This is a genomic window from Acinetobacter sp. YH12251 (assembly GCF_013417465.1).
GTDB classification, from domain to species: Bacteria; Pseudomonadota; Gammaproteobacteria; order Pseudomonadales; family Moraxellaceae; genus Acinetobacter; species Acinetobacter amyesii.
Genome location: NZ_VPDZ01000010.1, coordinates 1 through 21,362, shown reverse-complemented (window position 1 = coordinate 21,362; position 21,362 = coordinate 1). Strand labels below are relative to the sequence as shown.

General features: G+C 39.7%; 21 protein-coding genes and 1 pseudogene. 11 read left to right on the top strand and 11 right to left on the bottom strand.

Annotated features, from left to right (window positions below):
- Positions 1-566: 566 nt before the first annotated feature.
- Complete coding sequence (locus FTV27_RS10135) at positions 567-2,666, top strand: TonB-dependent siderophore receptor (RefSeq protein WP_180078339.1); 2,100 nt, start codon at positions 567-569, stop codon at positions 2,664-2,666.
- 87 nt (positions 2,667-2,753) lie between these two features.
- Here the strand turns inward: FTV27_RS10135 and FTV27_RS10130 are convergent, their stop codons facing one another.
- The gene (locus tag FTV27_RS10130; RefSeq protein ID WP_078193570.1) at positions 2,754-3,029 is read right to left on the bottom strand and encodes a hypothetical protein; all 276 of its coding nucleotides are present in this window, start codon (positions 3,027-3,029) and stop codon (positions 2,754-2,756) included.
- Between the two features lie 419 nt (positions 3,030-3,448).
- Between FTV27_RS10130 and FTV27_RS10125 the strand changes: the two genes are divergently transcribed.
- Entirely contained in the window at positions 3,449-4,156 is a 708-nt protein-coding gene (locus FTV27_RS10125; RefSeq protein WP_180078337.1) for a glutamine amidotransferase, read from the top strand.
- Between the two features lie 66 nt (positions 4,157-4,222).
- Complete coding sequence (locus FTV27_RS10120) at positions 4,223-4,852, top strand: LysE family transporter (RefSeq protein WP_180007745.1); 630 nt, start codon at positions 4,223-4,225, stop codon at positions 4,850-4,852.
- A gap of 75 nt (positions 4,853-4,927) precedes the next feature.
- Here FTV27_RS10120 and FTV27_RS10115 read toward each other — a convergent pair whose 3' ends face one another.
- A complete protein-coding gene (locus FTV27_RS10115) occupies positions 4,928-5,524 on the bottom strand; it encodes a YceI family protein (RefSeq protein WP_078188771.1) in 597 nt (198 codons plus the stop codon).
- Between the two features lie 293 nt (positions 5,525-5,817).
- Here FTV27_RS10115 and FTV27_RS17215 point away from each other — a divergent pair, with 293 nt between their 5' ends.
- Positions 5,818-6,333, top strand: coding sequence for a nuclear transport factor 2 family protein (locus FTV27_RS17215; RefSeq protein WP_249748735.1), 516 nt, complete (start codon positions 5,818-5,820; stop codon positions 6,331-6,333).
- 52 nt (positions 6,334-6,385) lie between these two features.
- On the opposite strand, the gene FTV27_RS10105 is transcribed toward FTV27_RS17215, so the two are convergent.
- The 4 genes from FTV27_RS10105 to FTV27_RS10090 form a co-directional block, all read right to left on the bottom strand.
- The gene (locus FTV27_RS10105) at positions 6,386-6,823 is read right to left on the bottom strand and encodes a GNAT family N-acetyltransferase (protein WP_180078471.1); all 438 of its coding nucleotides are present in this window, start codon (positions 6,821-6,823) and stop codon (positions 6,386-6,388) included.
- Positions 6,824-7,015: 192 nt separating this feature from the next.
- Positions 7,016-7,231 carry a hypothetical protein gene (locus tag FTV27_RS10100; RefSeq protein ID WP_078188774.1) on the bottom strand — a complete coding sequence of 72 codons (216 nt, stop codon included), beginning with the start codon at positions 7,229-7,231 and terminating at the stop codon, positions 7,016-7,018.
- A 182-nt stretch (positions 7,232-7,413) separates the two neighbouring features.
- Positions 7,414-9,402, bottom strand: coding sequence for a transketolase (gene tkt / locus FTV27_RS10095; protein WP_180023835.1), 1,989 nt, complete (start codon positions 9,400-9,402; stop codon positions 7,414-7,416).
- Positions 9,403-9,865: 463 nt separating this feature from the next.
- Entirely contained in the window at positions 9,866-10,291 is a 426-nt protein-coding gene (locus tag FTV27_RS10090; protein ID WP_180078335.1) for a pilin, read from the bottom strand.
- Between the two features lie 445 nt (positions 10,292-10,736).
- Here FTV27_RS10090 and metK point away from each other — a divergent pair, with 445 nt between their 5' ends.
- From metK to FTV27_RS10065, 5 genes are all read left to right on the top strand, one after another.
- On the top strand, positions 10,737-11,903 hold the full coding sequence (gene metK / locus FTV27_RS10085; RefSeq protein ID WP_078188779.1) for a methionine adenosyltransferase: 1,167 nt from the start codon (positions 10,737-10,739) through the stop codon (positions 11,901-11,903).
- A gap of 169 nt (positions 11,904-12,072) precedes the next feature.
- A complete protein-coding gene (locus FTV27_RS10080) occupies positions 12,073-12,513 on the top strand; it encodes an SMI1/KNR4 family protein (RefSeq protein ID WP_180078333.1) in 441 nt (146 codons plus the stop codon).
- 151 nt (positions 12,514-12,664) lie between these two features.
- Entirely contained in the window at positions 12,665-13,009 is a 345-nt protein-coding gene (locus FTV27_RS10075; protein ID WP_078193577.1) for a hypothetical protein, read from the top strand.
- A gap of 147 nt (positions 13,010-13,156) precedes the next feature.
- Entirely contained in the window at positions 13,157-13,858 is a 702-nt protein-coding gene (locus FTV27_RS10070) for a VIT family protein (RefSeq protein WP_078193578.1), read from the top strand.
- A 135-nt stretch (positions 13,859-13,993) separates the two neighbouring features.
- The gene (locus tag FTV27_RS10065; protein WP_180078331.1) at positions 13,994-15,205 is read left to right on the top strand and encodes a YeeE/YedE family protein; all 1,212 of its coding nucleotides are present in this window, start codon (positions 13,994-13,996) and stop codon (positions 15,203-15,205) included.
- Between the two features lie 37 nt (positions 15,206-15,242).
- Here FTV27_RS10065 and FTV27_RS10060 read toward each other — a convergent pair whose 3' ends face one another.
- From FTV27_RS10060 to FTV27_RS10050, 3 genes are all read right to left on the bottom strand, one after another.
- A complete protein-coding gene (locus tag FTV27_RS10060; protein ID WP_180078329.1) occupies positions 15,243-15,764 on the bottom strand; it encodes a hypothetical protein in 522 nt (173 codons plus the stop codon).
- Positions 15,765-15,829: 65 nt separating this feature from the next.
- A complete protein-coding gene (locus FTV27_RS10055) occupies positions 15,830-16,609 on the bottom strand; it encodes a TIGR03915 family putative DNA repair protein (RefSeq protein ID WP_180078327.1) in 780 nt (259 codons plus the stop codon).
- A 9-nt stretch (positions 16,610-16,618) separates the two neighbouring features.
- On the bottom strand, positions 16,619-17,878 hold the full coding sequence (locus FTV27_RS10050) for a putative DNA modification/repair radical SAM protein (RefSeq protein ID WP_180078325.1): 1,260 nt from the start codon (positions 17,876-17,878) through the stop codon (positions 16,619-16,621).
- Between the two features lie 214 nt (positions 17,879-18,092).
- Here FTV27_RS10050 and FTV27_RS10045 point away from each other — a divergent pair, with 214 nt between their 5' ends.
- Entirely contained in the window at positions 18,093-19,136 is a 1,044-nt protein-coding gene (locus tag FTV27_RS10045; protein WP_180078322.1) for a nitronate monooxygenase family protein, read from the top strand.
- Positions 19,137-19,321: 185 nt separating this feature from the next.
- On the opposite strand, the gene dusB is transcribed toward FTV27_RS10045, so the two are convergent.
- On the bottom strand, positions 19,322-20,326 hold the full coding sequence (gene dusB / locus FTV27_RS10040) for a tRNA dihydrouridine synthase DusB (protein ID WP_373687151.1): 1,005 nt from the start codon (positions 20,324-20,326) through the stop codon (positions 19,322-19,324).
- Between the two features lie 145 nt (positions 20,327-20,471).
- On the opposite strand from dusB, the pseudogene FTV27_RS17205 reads away from it, so the two are divergent.
- Positions 20,472-20,827, top strand: a pseudogene (locus FTV27_RS17205) (site-specific integrase); the annotation flags it as partial.
- A 16-nt stretch (positions 20,828-20,843) separates the two neighbouring features.
- On the opposite strand, the gene FTV27_RS10035 reads toward FTV27_RS17205, so the two are convergent.
- A complete protein-coding gene (locus FTV27_RS10035) occupies positions 20,844-21,191 on the bottom strand; it encodes a hypothetical protein (protein ID WP_180078315.1) in 348 nt (115 codons plus the stop codon).
- Between the last annotated feature and the right edge of the window lie 171 nt (positions 21,192-21,362).

The following is a 21,362-nucleotide window of genomic DNA, read 5'->3' as shown; positions in this document are numbered from 1 at the left end:
GGCTTATTTTTAGATGTATTTACTCATGTTATGCACATGAAAGCAATTTCGCATTTTTAAAATAATATATAAGTCTATTCGACGGAGTCTTACATTTAGGGATTAAATACAGGGATTAGCTTTCGGCTGGAAATACTCTTACGAGACGTTGTTTCTCACTCGGCAAAATGAGATGCGAAGCTTCGCAAGGAAAGCATCTTGCGGTGCAATGACTTCACTGACAAAACTCATTCATTACCGTCAAATTATTCAACGTATCGCAAAAACATTTTTGAAGAGAAGTCGTCCTGTCTCAAACAATTGCGGATGACATGACCGCGTATCTTTATTATTTGAAGCAAAGTACGCTTCTGATGCTACTGCGTCATCAGTGATTTATTATATTGTAGCGACGTTAATAGGCCTTAATTTTCCCCCAACGAATAAGGCTTCCCCTATTGCCACACAACCTTTCACCTACCTGTTAAAAAATAATCTGATGAAATGCTCATCTAGGCTATTTTCCTCAATTTTTCTCCATAATTTTCCGTTATTCTTTGCCAAAATTACATTTGGACAACCAAATAATGCACGGCGCGCACACCACACTCAAACTGACCAGCTTAAGTTACGCATTACTTACGATCTCAACATCAATTTGGGCCGCAGATACTGTTCAAAATCCCCAAGAATCTGCAGCAGTTCAGCAAATGGAAGCTTTAACATTTGAAGTTCCAACAGCCAGCACTAAGCCCAAAGACCCAGATATCAGTGCTGTCGCAAAAACCATCATAAGCCGTGATGAAATGTTGAAATTTGGCGATCAGTCCATCAATGATGCACTGCGTCGTGCTGCAGGGTTTCAACTCCCCGGTGCTGGCAGTGGTCCACGTGGTGGTGCAGGTGCTGGCGGCATGCGTTTTCGTGGTGGTGGCGCACCCGTGTTCTTAATCAATGGTGAACCTGTACAAGGTGGTCCTCGTGGTGGCATGTCAGTTGTTGATAGCATTACACCGGAAATGATCGAACGCCTTGAAATCACCAAACAACCAAGTGTAGCTCAAGGCTCGGTTGCTTCATCTGCTGTCATTAATATTATTTTAAAAGAACCACTAAATGGCACGCGTTTGAGTGGTTCTGTACGTGCTGGTTATGGTCTAACAAAGTCAAATACACGTGAAGAAGAACGCACTAATTTAAACTTTCAAATGGATGGTCGTTCAGACCCTTGGATCTATAGTTTATCTGGGAGCCAAATGTGGAATGATTCAGATACGCTCACCCGTACACAAGATGCAACAGGAACGAAAACCCAGAAACGCATCACCAATCGTACGTCGCAAATGCTTACCCCACGTGTTGAATATCAACTTGATGATCAACAAAAATTGGTCGCTGAAATGTTTTATCGCAACAATGAAAGCAAAGGCACAAGTGGCACCCAAGTCCAAAAAGATAAAAATGACAGCATTCGACTCAACACACGATATGAGCGTAAAGACCAAGGTAATTCCGACAAAATTCGCTTATCAATCGAGCAGCAAAATGAAACGGAATTAACAGAGTATAGAAATTCTCAATCATATATTGATGAACAAATTAATGAATATGGCTTAGGCTACGACGGTGTCCGCAAGTTCGACTCAAAACGCCAAATAAAATTTGGTACTGATCTACGTAGCAATGAACTTGAAAGCAATATTGCAGCGACCTTAGATGAACAATTGTATGCTGCTTATGTTGAAGGAAGTTGGAAATATACGCCGCGCCAAACCTTAACTCTAGGTGTACGCCAAGAGTGGATTGATCGTTCAGGTTTAGTGGATTATCAAGATCAGCATTTAAGTCCTGTATTAGCACACCGTTTTGACTTTAATGACCAATGGTCACTTCAAACCAATTTGAGTCAGGCTTTTAAAAACCCACGTAGCAATCAATTAATGCCGACTATTTCAGTTTCTACAGATAGCGATGCAGGGACACTAAACAACCCTGATCGTGGTGGTAATCCTGACCTAAGACCTGAAACTATTAATGCTTACGAAACAACCTTAGGCTATAACACCCCTGCTGGCGGTGTAAATATTACAGCTTATTATCGAGAGATTAATGACTATATCGAAAAATCGATTCTGTCAGAAAATGCTACAGGTGGTCGTTGTGAAACAGGAAATACCGATTGCCGTTTTGTCGAACGCCCATATAACCAAGACAGTGCAACCACCTATGGTGTGGAAATTTCTGGACGCTATGCACTGAAGCAAACGGATAATGGCCATTCATTTATGTTGAATGCTCAACTTTCAACTGTACGTGCAAAAATTGAAGAAACTGACGGCTCTGATCGTTTGGCAAGCGATGTTGCACCTTATACCGCAAGTGCTGGTTTATCTTATAACTATCAACCGTGGCGTATTGCAACAAGTGTGAACCTCAATTATACCCCTGAATATACACGTGCGTTGAGTAACGAACCGTACAATCGCACCAGCAATGAACGCGTCAATATGGATGTGAGTTTTACTAAGCGCTTTGATCAAAATTGGTCTGCATCTGTGAATGCACGTAATATTCTCAGCTCAGATTATAAAGAAGTGTTAAAAGAACAAAGTTCTGGCGCGCTATACCAATCTCGTATCAATGAAGCAATTCCAAGCTTTATGTTTACCTTAGAAAAGAAATTCTAAACCGTTTCTAAGAGCTTCCAATGAGATTTAAACTAAAAAAACCGATACGGATACGTATCGGTTTTTTTATTCGTACATGACCGCAAACTAGCGCTCAATTGCCTTCAACATTTTCGCAATTTTTAGGGTATGTTCCTTCTGCCCTTTTTTCTCTAAGACCTTTTGCTCGACCCACCATAAATATTCAAAAATTTCTGATTCACTTGAATCCTCTTGAATTAATTTAAAAATATTGGGCAAATAATCATCATATTCATCACGTAAAGCAGGAATACGGCGAATCCCTAAAGGGTCCCATTCCTTCAATAAAATTTTATGTATCGCATGCAAGAGACTGGCATCTCGATTATGTTTTGACTGCATACAAGTTCCCTGGCTTATATTTTTTTACTTTTAAAATCAGTTATCTAATTATGTGATGATATTAAAAGAAAAATGAACTGTTGTTTGTCGAAGATTTCATCATACGCATCTCTAAACGCTTTTCCATTGGTTTTTCATCTTTTTTTTATACTAAACCAAAGCTTTATCAAAATATCATGCACTTTTTCTCATAAATTTTGCCAATAAAGTCTTTCGAGAATCCCTTACTTCACAGTACAAAAGTTTTAAATGCTATGTTCAATTTTCAGACCTAATCATTCAAAGAAAAAAACAATACGCTTCAGCCAACTTCTATATTTATCTCTTTTCGCAATTGTGAAAAATTTACAGTTTTCCTTTTTAATCTCCGACAATTCAAGCTACATTCTATTTTGAAATTTTAATCCTGAAAAATCCCTATGAGTACTGCATTAAACGAAACCATTTACGTCATTCAACACCTTGCATTTGAAGATTTGGGTTCATTGGAAGATGTATTTTATCAACTGGGTTATCGGGTGAGATACTTCGAAGCTGGTATCGATGACCTCAGTAAAGCTATGCAACATACAGGGCTTACCATCATTTTGGGCGGCCCGATCGGAGTTTATGAAACTAATGACTACCCTTTCCTACAAAAAGAAATAGACTTACTTAAAGTACGTTTAGAGAGTAATTTACCGACTTTAGGCATTTGCTTAGGTGCTCAGCTAATTGCGCATGCATTGGGAGCGAAAGTTTATGCAGGTCATAGCAAAGAAATCGGTTGGAGCAACTTAGAACTTCATGCTATTACTCACAATATATTAGCGCCATTAGATCAAGTGCCTGTACTGCATTGGCATGGTGATACCTTTGATTTACCTGTAAATGCACAGTTACTCGCCAGCTCAGCAATTTATCCAAATCAAGCGTTTAGCTATGGGCCCAATATTCTAGCTCTACAGTTTCATATTGAAGCAGAAACACAGGCCATGGAAAAATGGCTAATTGGGCATACATGTGAACTGCATAAAGCACAAATTAACATCCCAAATTTACGCATGGAAAGCCAACAACATGCACCTCATTTAGAACGTGTTGCTCCCCTTATTTTGCAACAATTCTTACAAGAGCTTGAGCTTTAAAACAGCTATTAATTTAAAGCTAAATGGCTTATAACGGTTGCACTTCAAAACGTATAAGCCATTAGAATGACTCCCTTACTCAGCATTGCGCTCATCCACTTTTTTGCTCTCATCAGCCCAGGCCCAGACTTCTTTTTTGTCACTCAAAGTGCTATTCGACAATCCAGATCACATGCATTATTTGCCGCATTAGGTATATCACTCAGTATTTTAGTTTGGTCAATTTGTGCAATAAGTGGCTTACATTTTCTATTTCAAAAAATGGCTTGGTTACAACAATGCCTCATGATTTTGGGTGGCTTATATCTTTTATATTTAGGCTCTCAGTTATTAAAATCTGCATGGAGTAAAGACCTCGGCACAATAACGAAACCAACCGAGCAAGCTGTACAGAAAAAATCGCCTTTGACGCTGTTATTCCAAGGTTTCTTGACCAATATGGCCAATCCTAAAGCATTGGTTTATTTCACTAGTGTATTTTCCATTGGGATCAGTGCAAAGGTCAGCATTTTTGATCAAAGCTCTTTATTGGCTTTAGTCTTTATTGAAAGTTTGATTTGGTTTGCATTGGTTGCGGTCTTATTCTCAGCACCTAAAATGACCCATTACTATCAAAAATTTAGTAAAAAAATTGACGCCATTACCGGTGGAATTTTCATCAGTTTTGGCTGCCTATTGCTGCTCAATCGCAGTTGATCACACACCAGTTAAATAAGACATAAAAAAGCACCCAAATGGGTGCTTTCTTAACTTAGCTGAGGGAGCTAAATCTTATTTCGCTGCTGCCTTTGCTGTAGATACAGCCGCTTCAGTCGTAATATTTACCGTAATTTTGTCGCCTACATTTGGTACATATGCACCGACACCAAATGCTGAACGATCAAAAGAAGTCGTTGCATTAAAACCAATCGTTTCCGCCTTAGTCATTGGGTGAACGGCTTGCTTGTTCAATACAGCATCCAATACCACTGGTTTAGTCACATTTTTAACTGTTAAATCACCCGTGATTTTGTATTTAGTTTTGCTGATCGCTTGAACTTTTGTACTTTTAAACGTGATATTTGGATATTTTTCAGCATCAAAGAAGTCAGCTGTTTTTAAATGATCATCTAATGCTTTGACATTGGTATTTAAGCTCGATAATGGAATCGTCACATTCACAGACGAATTTGCAGGTTTTGCATTATCGACATTAATTGTCCCTTGAATGTCACTAAAGTTTGCAGAAGGCGTTGAGAAACCAAAATGATTCCAAGTAAATACTGTTGCTGTATGAGTAGGATCAATTTGATAGGCAACAGGTTTTGCCATAGAAATTGTTGTAACTGATGCTACCGCCAAACCGATTGTTAATGCTTTAAAGTTCATGTTTTTATCTCACTATTGAATACTATTAAGTCTATAGGTTTTTAGCCGTATTACAGCTTTAAAGATAAAACGTTTTGTTGCATGTTTAGAACGATAGTTTTGTAAAATCTGTAGCAGCATCTACAACCACTCTGAATTATTAAATTTCACATATATTTCAAATAATTAATAATTTAATTGATCCATGAGTTATTTATCCTAAATTTAGGAAACATCAACCTATCTGAGTTGTAGGTTTTCTAAACAAATCCACTTAAGATTTTTAGACATCATAAAAATCTGAGTACCCAAAAATGACAGAACAATCGCTGGCTATTGAAAAAGCCTTAAAGACTAAAACTCCCAAAGATGTCGTGTTGGCATTTCTTATGAATACTTCAAAAGAACTCGTCGAAAATGCAACTCAACTGCTGGTTGCAGAAGACGCAGCGTATGTTTCCCTAAACTTCAGCAACCCAGAACTGAAACAAATTGAGCCGTGGGCTGGGTCTGGCACAGGCAGAGACATTTATATTTATACCTTTGCCAACGTCGGGACCTACTGGAATATCGACGACTTTCAAATCACGGATATGATCGCTGAAGATGAAACCGTAGCTGTATTTGGTCAATTCACCTACACCTCAGTCTATGCAAAAAATACTTTCACCTCGCCTTTTTCAATTAAAGCCAAAGTTCAAAATGGTTTAATCAGCTTTTTCCAATTTATGGAAGATACCTATGCCTCTGCATCATCATTCCGCGTAGGTGGAGAATGGATCATTCAGCAAGATGCTGACTCAGCTAAAAACTTTAAAGTTTCAGCTTAATACTTAGATGCGCAAAAGCTGCTGTTGATTTGGAATAGCTTTTTACATTGAGTTAATGACAGCGGTATTGGATAAATCCGGTTTTTCTCGCGATTTGATCATACAGCTTTTGCGCAGTTTCATTGTCCTGATGCGTAAGCCAATACACACGGTCACACTGCCGCTGATCACAATATTCTTTCACTTTCGCGATCAGCGCCTTGCCAATACCCTGCCCGCGATATTCTTCAAGCGTATATAAATCTTGCAAATAGGCATAAGGCTGCAATTTCCAGCAGCTCTCATGTTCTATGACATGCACGATCCCAACCACTTGATGTTCAATTACGGCTGCAAAGCCATACATATGTTCGCACTCAGCAGCATGTAACCTTTGCCATGTTCGCTCGGTCACTGCATCCACCACCTGACTTTTATAAAATTCTAAATACAGCTCCCAGAGCGGCTGCCATTGGTTTTTTGATATTTCTGTTAAATTTTTAATCTGTATTTACACGTTTGATGTCTTTTTAAATGAGCACTGGATTTTTATAACTGAAATAAAGCTTTTTGTGTTGAAAACACTGTATTTTATGCGCTCTTTTTAAACATGATGAGTCTTGAAAGAACGTTTTCTTATCTGTTTTATAAATACGATAGGCAAATAAAAAGCCCGAAGATTCGGACTTTTTAACCATTCAGCTTATAGCTTTTCAACCAAGATCCGATCTACCTGTTTTAGACCTGTATGCTTTTCATGGTTCTTACGGCGAATCTTAATCACTTTGTCTTCTTGCAAATCTTGCAGCATCAATTCTACTGCAACCATGGCTTCAAGCTCTAAGTCTGTGCCAATCCATTTCTGTTCACCAGCATCCATCAGTACAATTTCATCATTTATCTGATCATAAAGGCTCATCGTTTCCTCACTTGGGGCAACATTGCACCCGTGGCTGAATACTGCATGAATGAATTAATTTTAAACCAATGCTTTAATTCATTCGTTACAAATCGTTATTTCACAATTAAAAATAAATTTAATCTCTGCAATAAAAAACGCCCCTTCTCTGGGGCGTCTTTATTACGGTTAATCTTTACAGATTAAGCGGTAATTTCTTTCACAGCAGCAACAACAGCATCAGCAGTAATACCAAAGTGTTGGTACAAGTCTTTTGCTGGAGCAGATTCACCGTAAGTCGTCATACCGATTACACGACCATCAAGACCTACAAATTTCCACCAGTAGTCCACATGCGCAGCTTCAACAGCAACACGCGCACGGATCGCAGCTGGAAGAACCGCTTCACGGTAAGCAGCATCTTGTTTTACAAATTCTTCAGCACATGGCATAGAAACAACACGTACGCCTTCAAGCTGTGCGTAAGCATCCATTGCCAATGAAACTTCTGAACCTGTCGCAATGATGATTGCTTTCAATTCACCTTTTTCTTTTGCAAGAACATAACCGCCTTTCGCAACGTCAGCAATTTGATCTGCTGTACGAGTTTGGAATGGCAAGTTTTGACGAGAGAAGATTAACGCTGTAGGGCCTTCTGAACGAAGCAGCGCAGATTTCCAAGAAATAGACGCTTCTACAGTGTCACATGGACGCCAAGTGTTCAGATTTGGTGTACCACGTAAAGATGCAATTTGCTCTACAGGTTGGTGTGTAGGACCATCTTCACCTAGACCAATTGAGTCATGGGTATACACATGAATCACACGCTGTTTCATCAATGCAGACATACGTACTGCATTACGCGCATATTCCATAAACATCAGGAATGTTGCTACATAAGGAACGAAACCGCCATGAAGTGCAACACCGTTAGCAATCGCAGTCATACCGAATTCACGTACGCCGTAATGAACGTAGTTACCCGCTGGGTTAGATTCAACGCCTTCTGCGCCTTTCCATAAAGTCAGGTTAGAGCCTGCAAGGTCAGCAGAACCACCTAGAATTTCTGGAAGCTGTGGTGCAAATGCTTGAATGGCATTTTGGCTAGCTTTACGAGTAGCGATTGTTTCAGCTTTAGCATTTACTTCAGCAATATAAGCATCCGCTTTTGCTGCGAAGTCAGCAGGAAGGTCACCAGAAAGACGACGTTTTAGTTCAGCTGCTTCTGCTGGATATTTAGCAGCATAAGCAGCAAATGTGTCGTTCCAAGCAGATTCAGAAGCAGTACCTTTGGCTTTTGCATCCCAAGCTGCATAAACATCAGCAGGAATTTCAAATGGACCTTCTGTCCAGCCCAAAGCTTCACGAGTCAAAGCGATTTCGTCATTACCAAGCGGCGCACCGTGGCAATCTTCTTTACCTTGTTTGTTTGGTGAACCTAAACCAATAATGGTTTTACAGATAATTAAGGTTGGTTTCGCAGTTTCAGCTTTTGCTTCAACAGTTGCCGCACGGATTGCGTCTGCATCATGGCCGTCAACTTTAAGTACTTGCCAGCCGTATGCAAGGAAACGCTGTTCTGTATCATCAGAGAACCAGCCTTCTACTTCACCGTCAATCGAGATGCCGTTGTCATCGTAGTAAACAACTAATTTACCTAGACCCAAAGTACCAGCCAATGAACATGCTTCGTGAGAAACACCTTCCATTAAACAGCCGTCACCTAAGAAACAGTAAGTGTTGTGATCTACAACTGTAATGTCTTCTTTATTGAATTGAGCCGCTAAAGTTTTTTCAGCAAGTGCAAAACCTACAGCGTTCGCAATACCTTGACCCAATGGACCAGTCGTTGTTTCGATACCCGGTGCATAGCCCAATTCTGGGTGACCTGGCGTTTTAGAATGCAATTGACGGAATGATTTCAAATCTTCAATAGACAGGTCATAACCTGTTAAGTGCAATAGCGCATATTGCAACATAGAGCCATGGCCGTTTGACAATACGAAACGGTCACGGTTTGCCCATTGTGGGTTTGCAGGGTTGTGGTTGAGGAATTCACGCCATACCACATCAGCAATATCTGCCATCCCCATTGGAGCACCTGGATGTCCTGAATTTGCTTTTTGCACAGCATCCATTGCCAATACACGAATTGCGTTTGCAATACGACGTTCGTTAAGCGGGGTTGTCATAGGTCAGAGTCCAAACAAATGGTTTAAAAGAGTAAGATGAATAAGAATTCAAAGATGCGCATATTGTCTTAAAAAAAGCGGAATGGGTAAAGCCTCAGGGGCAAATTTTCGCTAATTATTCCTGCACCACCTGTATTTTGGGTGCTTATTGCTCAATTTCAAGCCTATGCATGTCGTTTATTTTGTATACAGTGACGCTTTTATATGGCGAATCAATGACAGCGCAATGCATATTTAGAGTTTAGTGGCGAAAGCAAACGCTTCGTAATTGATAAAAGTCCAATACATCGAATGGAAATTGTGAATATAAATAGCAGCCAAAGACGATCCAGATAAATGACCATTAGAAATATGAAATATATTCAATAAAGAAACCTATGAATGTTTGTGAAACTCTAAGAGCATACTCATCCCTGTGAAATCAGCACTGATCCAATATACTCACGGTTTCACATTCAATACTTTAGATCCCACGACATGTAGCAGGTAAATTTCGCTGCGAAATATCATCCGATTGACAATTCCAAGCACCATTTAAATCATCTGGAATATTAAAATAGATCTGCTTTGAGCGAAGAGCAAAATTGACATCTGTTGATTTAAACGTAAAAACCACTGAACACGTTCCTGCCACATCAGTAATGTCACTACTCGCAATATATTTGGTACTGATACTTTCATTCAGCGCTGTATTCAAATCTACACAGCTTTGTTCCTCTGAATAATTTTCAATCAGTTTCAATTTATAGGATGAAATCATTGTTAAAACTTCAGCCACTTGCGCTCGAGCGACATAGCCATTGTAAGATACAGTAGCAATTGCAGCCAAAATGCCGATAATTGCCACTACCATCATGATTTCAATGAGTGTAAAACCAGACTGTTTCATTACGTTTCCCCATTCAACGTAATGACAAATAGGCAATTTGCGTACCAAGTCTCAAAAGCGCGTACTTATTGTGTTTTATTTTTCAAATTAAACGAATAATTGTCGTTTACAGTCATATTCTGGCAGTTCATGACATTCATTATTGATAAATCTCAGGATATTGATTTGATTTTTTCTTATAATTGATTCACTTAAAATGCTACTTTAGGCATTTTAACGCCTAATCACATTGTTGCTTGTGCCAAAACAAAAATATCTCAATTTTATCTCATCATAAAAAATTAAATTGATAAATCCATAGCTCATATCAATTTTTTAGATGCCTATATCAATTAAAAAGTCATTGAAATGAATTAATTTCATCCAATTTGGTCATGTTAAGCTAGTCCTAAACGCTTTCTCGATGTAACATATTGCGTCTTTAAATTTAACTGTGATAGGACTTATGCGCGAGTACGCTGTATTTACCTCGGAATCTGTAAGCGAAGGCCATCCGGATAAAATGGCTGACCAAATCAGTGATGCTATTTTGGATGCAATCTTAAAAGAAGACCCATATGCACGGGTTGCTTGTGAAACGCTTGTAAAAACGGGTGCGGTTGTACTTGCCGGTGAAATCACAACAACTGCAAATGTTGACTTTGAAGCGATTGTTCGTAATACCGTAAATGGTATCGGATACCACCATTCAGATCTTGGCTTTGATGGCTCAACTTGTGCCGTGATCAACATGATCGGGAAACAATCACCTGAAATTGCTCAAGGCGTTGACCGTCAAAAACCTGAAGATCAAGGTGCGGGCGACCAAGGTTTAATGTTTGGTTATGCAAGCCGTGAAACTGATGTGCTTATGCCGGCACCTATTTCATATGCACATCGCTTGATGGAAAAACAAGCTGAACTACGTAAACAAGGCAAACTTGCTTGGTTACGTCCTGATGCAAAAAGCCAAGTAACATTTGCTTATGAAAATGGTATGCCAGTTCGCTTAGACGCAGTTGTACTTTCAACTCAGCACGATCCAAAAATTACCCAAGCTCAATTAAAAGAAGCGGTAATTGAAGAAATCGTGAAAAAAGTGATTCCTGCTGAAATGTTCCATGCAGACACTAAATTCCACATCAACCCAACAGGTATGTTCGTCATTGGCGGCCCTGTAGGCGACTGTGGTTTAACAGGCCGTAAAATCATTGTAGATACTTACGGTGGTATGGCTCGCCACGGTGGTGGTGCGTTCTCTGGTAAAGATCCATCAAAAGTGGACCGTTCTGCTGCTTATGCAGGCCGTTATGTTGCTAAAAACATTGTGGCTGCTGGTCTAGCTGACAAATGTGAAATTCAAGTGTCTTATGCGATTGGTGTTGCAGAACCAACATCTATCTCGATCAACACATTCAATACTGCAAAAGTATCTGAAGATTTGATTATTGCACTTGTACGTGAACACTTTGACTTACGTCCATACGGTATTACTCGTATGTTGAACTTGATCCAACCGATGTACCAACAAACTGCTGCGTATGGTCACTTCGGTCGTGAAGGTTCTGATACAGCATTTACATGGGAAAAAACTGACAAAGTGGAAGCGCTTAAAGCATCTGCTGGTCTTTAATCTTAATAGATTAATTTCCCAAAAAAGCCTGCATTGATTGCAGGCTTTTTTATGCCCCATATGTCCATAACTAAATCATCTAGAATAAAAATAACGAGTGTAAAAAATATTGACTAAAATTTACGCCTAGCTTATTCATAAATCACCAAAATAATTTAAGAACAACATCATGCCCTTTCCATTAGACTTAAAATTTATTACTGCAACTGAAGAACAATTAGGATTTAAGTTTCCAGAAAAATATAAAGCCAAAATGCAAATTGAAAATGGTGGCGAATTCGGCATTAGCTTTTCTAATGCGGATGAATTTGAAGATGATGATGACATCGAAGCTTGGTGGCTTTTTCCCTTCCAAGACACCAGCGATGTGAAAAGAATAAAACGTACGATGAATCATCTAGCCGTAGAACATCAATCCATAAGTGAAATAGAAGACTTCCCTGAAAACAGCATTGCTATTGCACATAACGGCGATGGCGATTATTTATTGATGCGTACGGTAGACGATACACAATTGGGGGAAGAAATATATTTATGGCGCCATGAAGACAGTGAATTTCTCTATCTACTTGTTAACTCAATTGAAGAATTATTTACTCAAAATCCTTAACACCATAAGCAGATATAAAGCCTTTCAAACTACAAAATAAGCTGGATAAAATTACACTAAATCAACAATTTTTGATCGATTTTTAAATATTTTTTCAGCTAATATAAATTCAGCCCATGCTACGGGCATAACAAAAAAAGGAAAGATCAAAATGAATAAATTACTTGTTGCTTTAGGTTTGGCTGCAACTGTTGCACTTGTTGGCTGTAATAAAGACAAAGCGCCAGAAACAGGTGCAACAACTGGTGAACACTTAGAAAACGCTGCTGACCAAGCAGGCCATGACATCGCTGATGCAACTTCAGATGCGGCAACTGCGACAGCGACTGCTGTTGATAATGCTGCAACTGCAACTGCGACAGCAGCCGAAAATGCTGCAGAAAATGCTGAAGCTGCTGCACACAATGCCAAAGAAGCAGCTAAAGACGCAACTGCTGCAACAGCAGGTGCTGTTGAACAAGGTGCAGCTGACGTGAAAGAAAAAGCGCAGCAATAAGCATTTTATAAAAAAAAGCACCTTCGGGTGCTTTTTTTACATCTGTATTTTATTCAACTTACTGTTTCAATCTATTTTTAACTTGAAATTTAACTGATGTCAGGTCAATCTTATGAGGTCATATAAATAACAAACTTAGAGAAAATAATGTCTTACTCACATCATGCCGAAAAACATTTTATGGAACGTACAGGTTGGCTACGTGCATCTGTACTCGGTGCAAATGATGGCATTATCTCCGTCACTAGTTTAATTATGGGCATGGCTGCAAGTGGTGCTTCTAGCCATACCTTACTCATTACCTGCATTGCAGGACTCATCTCTGGTGCAACCTCTATGGCGGCGGGTGAATATATCTCTGTGAAATCTCAAGAAGACGTCGAAAAAGCAGATCTTCACATGGAGCATAAAGAACTACAAAAGAACCCTGAGCTAGAACTTAAAGAACTTACCCAAATTTATATTCAACGTGGTTTAGAGCCTACACTGGCCCATGAAGTCGCAGTCCAATTAACTGCACATGATGCACTTGAAGCCCACGCCCGAGATGAAATTGGAATCCATGACAATACAGCAGCAAAACCCGTTCAAGCAGCGCTATCATCGGCTTTAGCCTTTTCAATTGGTGCAATATTTCCGATGGTTGCGATCATGGTCAGTGCTGACATGCATATTGAAAAAACCGTTATGGCCGTTGGCGTGATTTCTCTAGCACTACTCGGTGCCTTAGCCAGTTATGCAGCAGGTACTTCTATGTTGAAAGGCAGTCTACGTGTTGCACTCTGGGGCATTGCAGCCATGCTATTTTCAAGTTGGATTGGTTCTTTATTTAATGTAAATCCAGTTTAATGTTTCTTTTATCAGTTTTACAAATATTGAAAATCAATTATTCACAGCAATGATTGTGTGAATTCTAAACAATATTAATTTTTACAATATATAAAAACCGTAAAATAGAGATACATTTTTTAAGCTTTTTTTTCCATGTCTTTTATTGCTGCGCCAGCCAATCGATCCAATATATCGATTTGGGTGGCTTTTATTTTATTAATTTTAGGTACCATTGGTGCTTATCTGATTGTAGGCGTTAACCAAGCATTACTATTTTTAATTGGTGGTGCTTTGGGTATGACCCTTTATCATGCGTCTTTTGGTTTCACCTCGAGTTGGCGTGTCTTTATTAAAGAGCGTCGTGGTCGTGGCTTGCGTGCACAAATGATCATGTTGGCATTGGCTGTACTGCTCTTCTTCCCTGCTTTAGGTGCGGGTGAATTATTTGGCAACCCAGTCAAAGGTAACGTTAATCCTGTTTCAATGTCCGTGATGATCGGTGCCTTTATTTTTGGTATTGGTATGCAACTTGGCGGAGGCTGTGCATCAGGTACCCTGTACACTGTGGGCGCAGGTAGTGCACGCATGATTGTAACGCTGATCTTCTTCTGTACAGGTTCATTGATTGCAACTTCACATATTCAATGGTGGTTTGACCTTCCCCACTTTGAGCCGATTTCTTTAGTCAAAAGCTTTGGTGTAGTTCCTGCACTGGCATTAAACTTTGTGCTTTTTGCAATCATTGCCGCAGCAACAGTTTACTTTGAAAAGAAACGCCATGGTCAGCTTGAGGTTGAGCCGCAAGCAATGCAACACGGCTGGAAACGTTTTCTACGTGGTCCATGGCCATTGGTTTGGGGCGGAATTATCCTAACTTTACTGAACTTTGCCACACTCGCACTTGCAGGCCGTCCTTGGGGCGTGACCTCTGCCTTAGCCGTATGGGCCGCAAAATCAGCAAGTGTTATGGGGATCGATGTTGCATCTTGGGCATATTGGCAGCAACCTGCAAATGCAAAAGCACTGACCGAGTCATTATGGTTTGATATCACGTCAATGATGAATTTCGGCATCATGCTCGGTGCATTACTCGCAGCGAGCCTTGCTGGTAAATTTGCACCGAACTTTAATATCCCAAAACGCTCACTGCTAGCAGCTGTGATCGGTGGTTTGATGTTGGGTTATGGCGCACGTTTAGCATACGGTTGTAATATTGGTGCGTATTTCAGCGGTATTGCTTCAGGTAGTTTACACGGCTGGTTATGGTTAGTATTTGCCTTCATTGGGAACGGTATCGGCGTCAAACTACGTCCAATCTTCTTCCCTGGCGAACGTCCACAACCGGAAAAGTTAACAGGCTGCTAATTTCTGTAAAAAAAAGCCCCTCATTGAGGGGCTTTTTTTAATCTGCTATTGCGGCTTTTAGATTACAACCATATTGCATGGTTTCTTGTGCCTGTTTATATGTGGTATAGCGGTTGATAATAAAATCATAAAATTGGTCTGCATTCGCAAATACCTGACTCAAATCTTCGTTTGCGGCATTTGGTAGTTTAACGTCTTTCACCAAGGCCAAGTTCACATGTCCGAGATGATACATTTCGGCAAAATAATGATTCATTACTTCGCAATAGGCAATTTTGGAGCTTTTTAAAGCGGTGTTGGCAACAAAATGCTGATTTAAAGTTTTTAAGTTCTGAACATCTAAAGCGGATTGGTCTGAAAAAGCCAAACTTTCTACTTTTTTCAGTTGGCTAAAATCTATAGCTAGAGTTTGATTTAATTGTTCAAAGCGTAGTTGTAATCCAGCAGCATCGGCAACTTGATAACTTTTTGGATCGAATGTTTTCTTTTCTTGCTCATTTGCAGAACACGCCGTGAGCGTCATTGCCGTCAGAACGGTTGTAACAAGAAATAATTTCATCAAAGTCTCATTTAAACAATCAAAAGCGCAATCATTATGCCCGAAAATTGCTAGATGATTCGCACCTAAATCGCTTTTTCATTCATATAACGCCAATAACGACGTGGCACATACTGCACATGTAATTTCATATTACGTCGGGCTTCAATATTGACACTTCTAAAATAATCTTTCCAAAGCTGATCATATAAAACCTCATCATCATCCAGTTCGATATTAAAGGATTGACTATGGCCTGATTGTATTTGCCTATCTATGGTTGTGGCATCCATATCCACTTGATGCACCTGTTTTAAATCATAATAAATGCCATAATTGCGTTTTTCATCGTAAATCAGCCAACGTTGATCTTGATAGCGTGATTTGAAATGCCGTTCGATCAAAGGCAATACATTAAAGTCAGGTGAGACTAAACTAATAAACAAACCATCCTGACATTTTTTAAAGCGCACAAAAGCTTCCATTCGGTGCTTTTCACGCCCCACTTGCTTCGCCCACTGACTCATCCCTAATACATCAGCATGACCATAGTTTTTAGACACATCACGCTGTTGCTGGAACACATAAATCGCAAAATTAAAACAATATTGAAAAGCCTGCTGCTGCTCGGATAAAAACGCATAATAAAACTGCTTCAAAGCACTTTCAGATGCTTTAAGCTTTAATCCTTGCCATACCCGCTGTGCTTGTTCATCATGACTAGCCACATCAATGACATCGGCGAAAAGACCTGCCTGCACTTGCCCATCTGTACAAATCTGAATGTCAAATTGCTTAAATTGAAAGGCCCGAAAAACACAGCTTAACAATCCTGTCATCGTGCCATCAAAGACATAAATACTCACGACTGTATCCTAAAAACCTAAGTTCAATTGTGGAGAAATTTGCTGCGTATATTTCGACTGGCCACTTTGCAAAATCTGCTGTCTTATTTGATGAGGCTGTTGTTCACGAATAAATTTAGGTGAATCTTCACAGCGTATAAAATGTTGTGCTCTGTTGTAGGAAATACCCATACGTTTTAATTGGTCGATATGAATTTTACCAAAACGTCGTGCTTGAACAATTTTTTTAGCAGAACGCACACCGATGCCCGGCACACGTAAGATCATTTGATAATCAGCACGATTGATATCCACTGGAAATTGCTCGGGATGACGCAGTGCCCACGCTAATTTAGGGTCAATATCCAATTCTAAATTTGGATGCTCTTCATCGACCAATTCCGTCGCTTCAAACCCATAAAAACGCATCAACCAATCACTTTGATACAGCCGATTTTCTCGTAATAAAGGTGGCGCAGATCCCACAGCTGGCAGCGCACGCTCCTCTTCATTAATTGGAATATAACCCGAGTAATACACACGCTTGAGCTTAAACTCTTTGTAATGACGGTCTGCCATCAGTATGACATCACGGTCAGACTCTTGATGTGCGCCCACCACCATTTGCGTCGTTTGTCCTGCGGGTACAAATTTGGGGACTGTACGTATTATTTTTCGTTCATCTTTGAATTGAATCAAACGATCTCGCACAATACCTAAGTCTTTTTGGACTTCGACATGACTTTTTTCAGGTGCAAATTTTTTTAAACCATCTTCTGTCGGCATTTCCAAATTAATGCTCATACGGTCAACATATAAACCTGCTTCGGTGATGATTTCCTGAGATGCCCCCGGAATGGTCTTCAGATGAATATAACCATTAAAATTTTCTTCTAAACGCAGCTTTTTCACCACTTGCAACATGCGTTCCATGGTGTAATCCGCCGATTTAAAAATCCCCGAACTTAAAAACAGCCCCTCAATATAGTTCCGACGATAAAAATTCATGGTCAAATCTACCACTTCCTGTACCGTAAATGCTGCGCGCTTTACGTCGTTACTCCGACGGGACACACAATATGCACAGTCAAAAATACAGACATTGGAAAATAGAATTTTTAACAATGATACGCAGCGGCCATCTTCGGTATAGCTATGGCAAATACCGTTTCCAGTATTACCCAGACCTTTATCTTTATTTTGGCGCTTGCTACCACTCGAAGAACATGAGACATCATATTTGGCAGCATCAGCTAAAATTTGCAGTTTTTCACGGATACGTTCAGACATGGGAGAATTATAAAATTTAAAGTGAACACAGCATTATTTTAAAAGGATCCACCTCAAAAGTCGGGTCATACATCATTACTACGACACGAGGTGTCGCTTAATTTCAAGTACAACTTTCGTGTAAGCATAAGACCATTTTGATATGAAATAACGAATATTATTTGCTTAATTTCACTCGCTTGGGCAAAGTATTTAGAGTGATTGGAGTATGCACATGACTTTATTAGAAAAACTTGGCATCAAACACCCTATATTTCTTGCCCCAATGGCAGGTGTTTCTACACCTGAACTTGCTGCAGAAGTGTCAAATCAAGGTGGACTTGGTTCACTGGGTTTAGGTGCAAGCAGTGTTGAGAATGCACGTCAACAAATATTACAAACTCAAGAACTCACTGAACAACCTTTTCAGGTCAATTTTTTTTGTCATGACACAGTAGAACTCGATGAACAAGTTGCTGCCAAATGGATCATGCAATTTAAATCACGCTTTGCTCAATATAATGCAGAAGCTCCAGAAGCACTGAACTGTATTTATCCAAGCTTTAAAGACAATGACCATTTTCTAAACCTCTTACTGGAAACGCGCCCTAAAGCGGTAAGCTTCCATTTTGGTATTCCACATCCACATCAAATCCAAGCCTTGAAACAAGCGGGTATTTTGACTCTAGTTTCTGCTACCAACTTAGCAGAAGCTAAACTGATCGAAGCTGCAGGCATTGATATCGTGATTGCTCAAGGTATTGAAGCTGGTGGTCACCGCGGCATTTTCAATGAAAACTTTGATAGCAGCGTCAAGACTCGTGATTTGGTTCAACTCTTGAAACGCCATATTCAATGCCCCATTGTTGCTGCTGGCGGCATTATGAATGGACATCAGGCCTATCAAATTATGGAGTTGGGTGCAGATGCTGTTCAATTGGGCACTGCTTTTGTGCAATGCAAAACATCAAATGCAAATGAAGCTTATCGCAAAGCATTATTTGATGCACCCATCACGCAGATTACATCAAGTATTTCAGGCCGCCCTGCTCGTGGCATTATCAATAACTGGCACACAGATATTGACACACCAACACGCCCGACCGTTCCGGCTTACCCATATAGCTATGATTTAGGCAAACAATTACATGCCGCTGCTAGCAAGCATGGTGTACATGAATATGGTGCTTTTTGGGCGGGAACCAACGTCTCTCAAATACGTGAATTTGAAGCACCCGACTTGATCAATCAATTGGTTTTAGAAATGCGCTTCAACTAAAACTTAGCTCTACGCGTCATTCAAACATGAATGCCTAAAAAAGCCCTCTAAAACGAGGGCTTTTTATTAGATACTGATTTCAAATCATTTAAAATAAATTAGTTTTAATCTATTTCAATAAATCTAACTAACTTAAATATCGACCTACATTGTATCGAATTGAACATATTTCGTTTGGTTTTCAGTTATTTGGTTTCAAGCAAATTGACATGATCAACCTGAACATCACTCATGATCTGACCATGATCAAGTAAGTGATTGAAATAGTCCTCGACGACTTTATATTGATCTGCTGTAGATTCAACTTTATACATATTTTGGCGGAACTCATTACTAGAACGTAAACCTTTGGTGTACCAAGCAATATGTTTGCGTGAAATTCGACAACCTGAATATTCACCATAAAAACCGTATAACTCAGATAAATGTCCGAGTAATACGTCACGGACTTCCATAATACTTGGCGCCGCCATATGCTCACCCGTCGTCAGGTAATGTCCTATTTCACGGAATATCCATGGGCGACCTTGAGCTGCACGGCCAATCATGACTGCATCGGCACCGGTATAATCCAGTACATATTTGGCTTTTTCAGGTGTATCAATATCACCATTGGCAATCACAGGAATATTGATCAACGATTTCACATCTTTAATTAAGCTATAACGCGCCGTATTCAGATACATATCTTCACGTGTACGACCATGAAGCGCCAATGCAGCAATCCCTGCTTCTTCGGCACGTTTCGCAACACGCATAATGTTTTCATGGCCATTGAGATAGCCCAAACGGGTTTTTAAGGTCACGGGCACATCAACTGCATCAATAACAGCATCTAAAATACGAGCCACCAAGTCTTCATCTTTGAGTAGCGCTGAACCTGCCAACTTATTACAGACTTTCTTCGCCGGACACCCCATATTAATGTCGACAATTTGTGCACCATTTGCCACTTGATAGCGAGCGGCTTCAGCTAGTTCAGCTGGATCTGATCCTGCAATTTGAGCTGAGATAGGTGCTATTTCACCATCAAAATTCGCACGATAAAGACTCTTTTTACTCATGCGTAAGGTCTTATCTGCCGTCATCATTTCACTGACAGCATGACCAGCGCCAAAGTATTTGCAAAGGGTACGAAATGGGCGATCTGTAACCCCTGCCATAGGTGCCACCCACAGTTTTCTCTCGATGGGACGATCGAATAATTCTTGAATGACATTGTTTTTACTCAAAATCTTTTAACCTCGTTTAACTTCGTTTAGTCGCTTCGTATTGACTTTTAATGCTCTTTAGTTGCAACCTATTTGCACCACGAAATTTCAATGTTGCAAATTTATAGGTACAGTCACTAAGCGACAAACAAAAGACGGTACAACTCGGTATAGAGCTCAAGTCCGCGTACAACTTCAAGGCTACCCAGAATTCAAGCAATCCAAAACATTTAGCTAAAAGTCTTTGGCTGATGAGTGGATTAAACGCGCAGAGGCAGAAATTGAATTGCACCCTGAAAAAATGTTGAACCCTGAGGTGCAACTTAAGCAAAAACACTCAGAGAATTCATATTTCAGTATTTGGATGAGGCGGACAGTTTTGCTAGGACAAAAACAGGAGCACTACAGCATATCGCTAGTTTAGATATTTCTGAAAAGAATATCTATTATTTAACGCGACAAGACTTTTCTGATTACGCCGCTTCTTATAAAAGTATTAATCTTTCTGAACACCAACATTATCTGCATCAAATTCTAATGACATTTTCTCAAATAGCTTGCTTTCAGCTGCATCTAAGCGAGCTTTTGCGGCAGCTAATGGTTTCCGGTAATAAAGATAGCTTTTCATATCTTTATCACAGCTATCCAGTTTTTCCTCACAATCACTATCATTCCTTTTGGCTTCTCTAGATTCTCTGATTATTCTGTTGTAATTATTTTTGGCTTCGTACCATTTAAATTCAATTACATTATGAGCATTTGATGGTTCATCTTTAGCATAGCAGTTCACTGATGCTAGGAAGCAAATTGTTATTCCGTTAATAATTTTGGTTAGATAATGCACTTTTGATGCTCGTTAAATTGGATGTTATTGTAAATAGTAACGTATGATGTGTGCTGAATTAGCAGGAGACTTTCACTTGGGAGATTCTAGGCAGCTAACCGATAAAAGTCTTCTGCCATTTGATTTGGTGTCTTAAAATCCAAGCCTTTTTGAATTCTTCGCTGATTATAA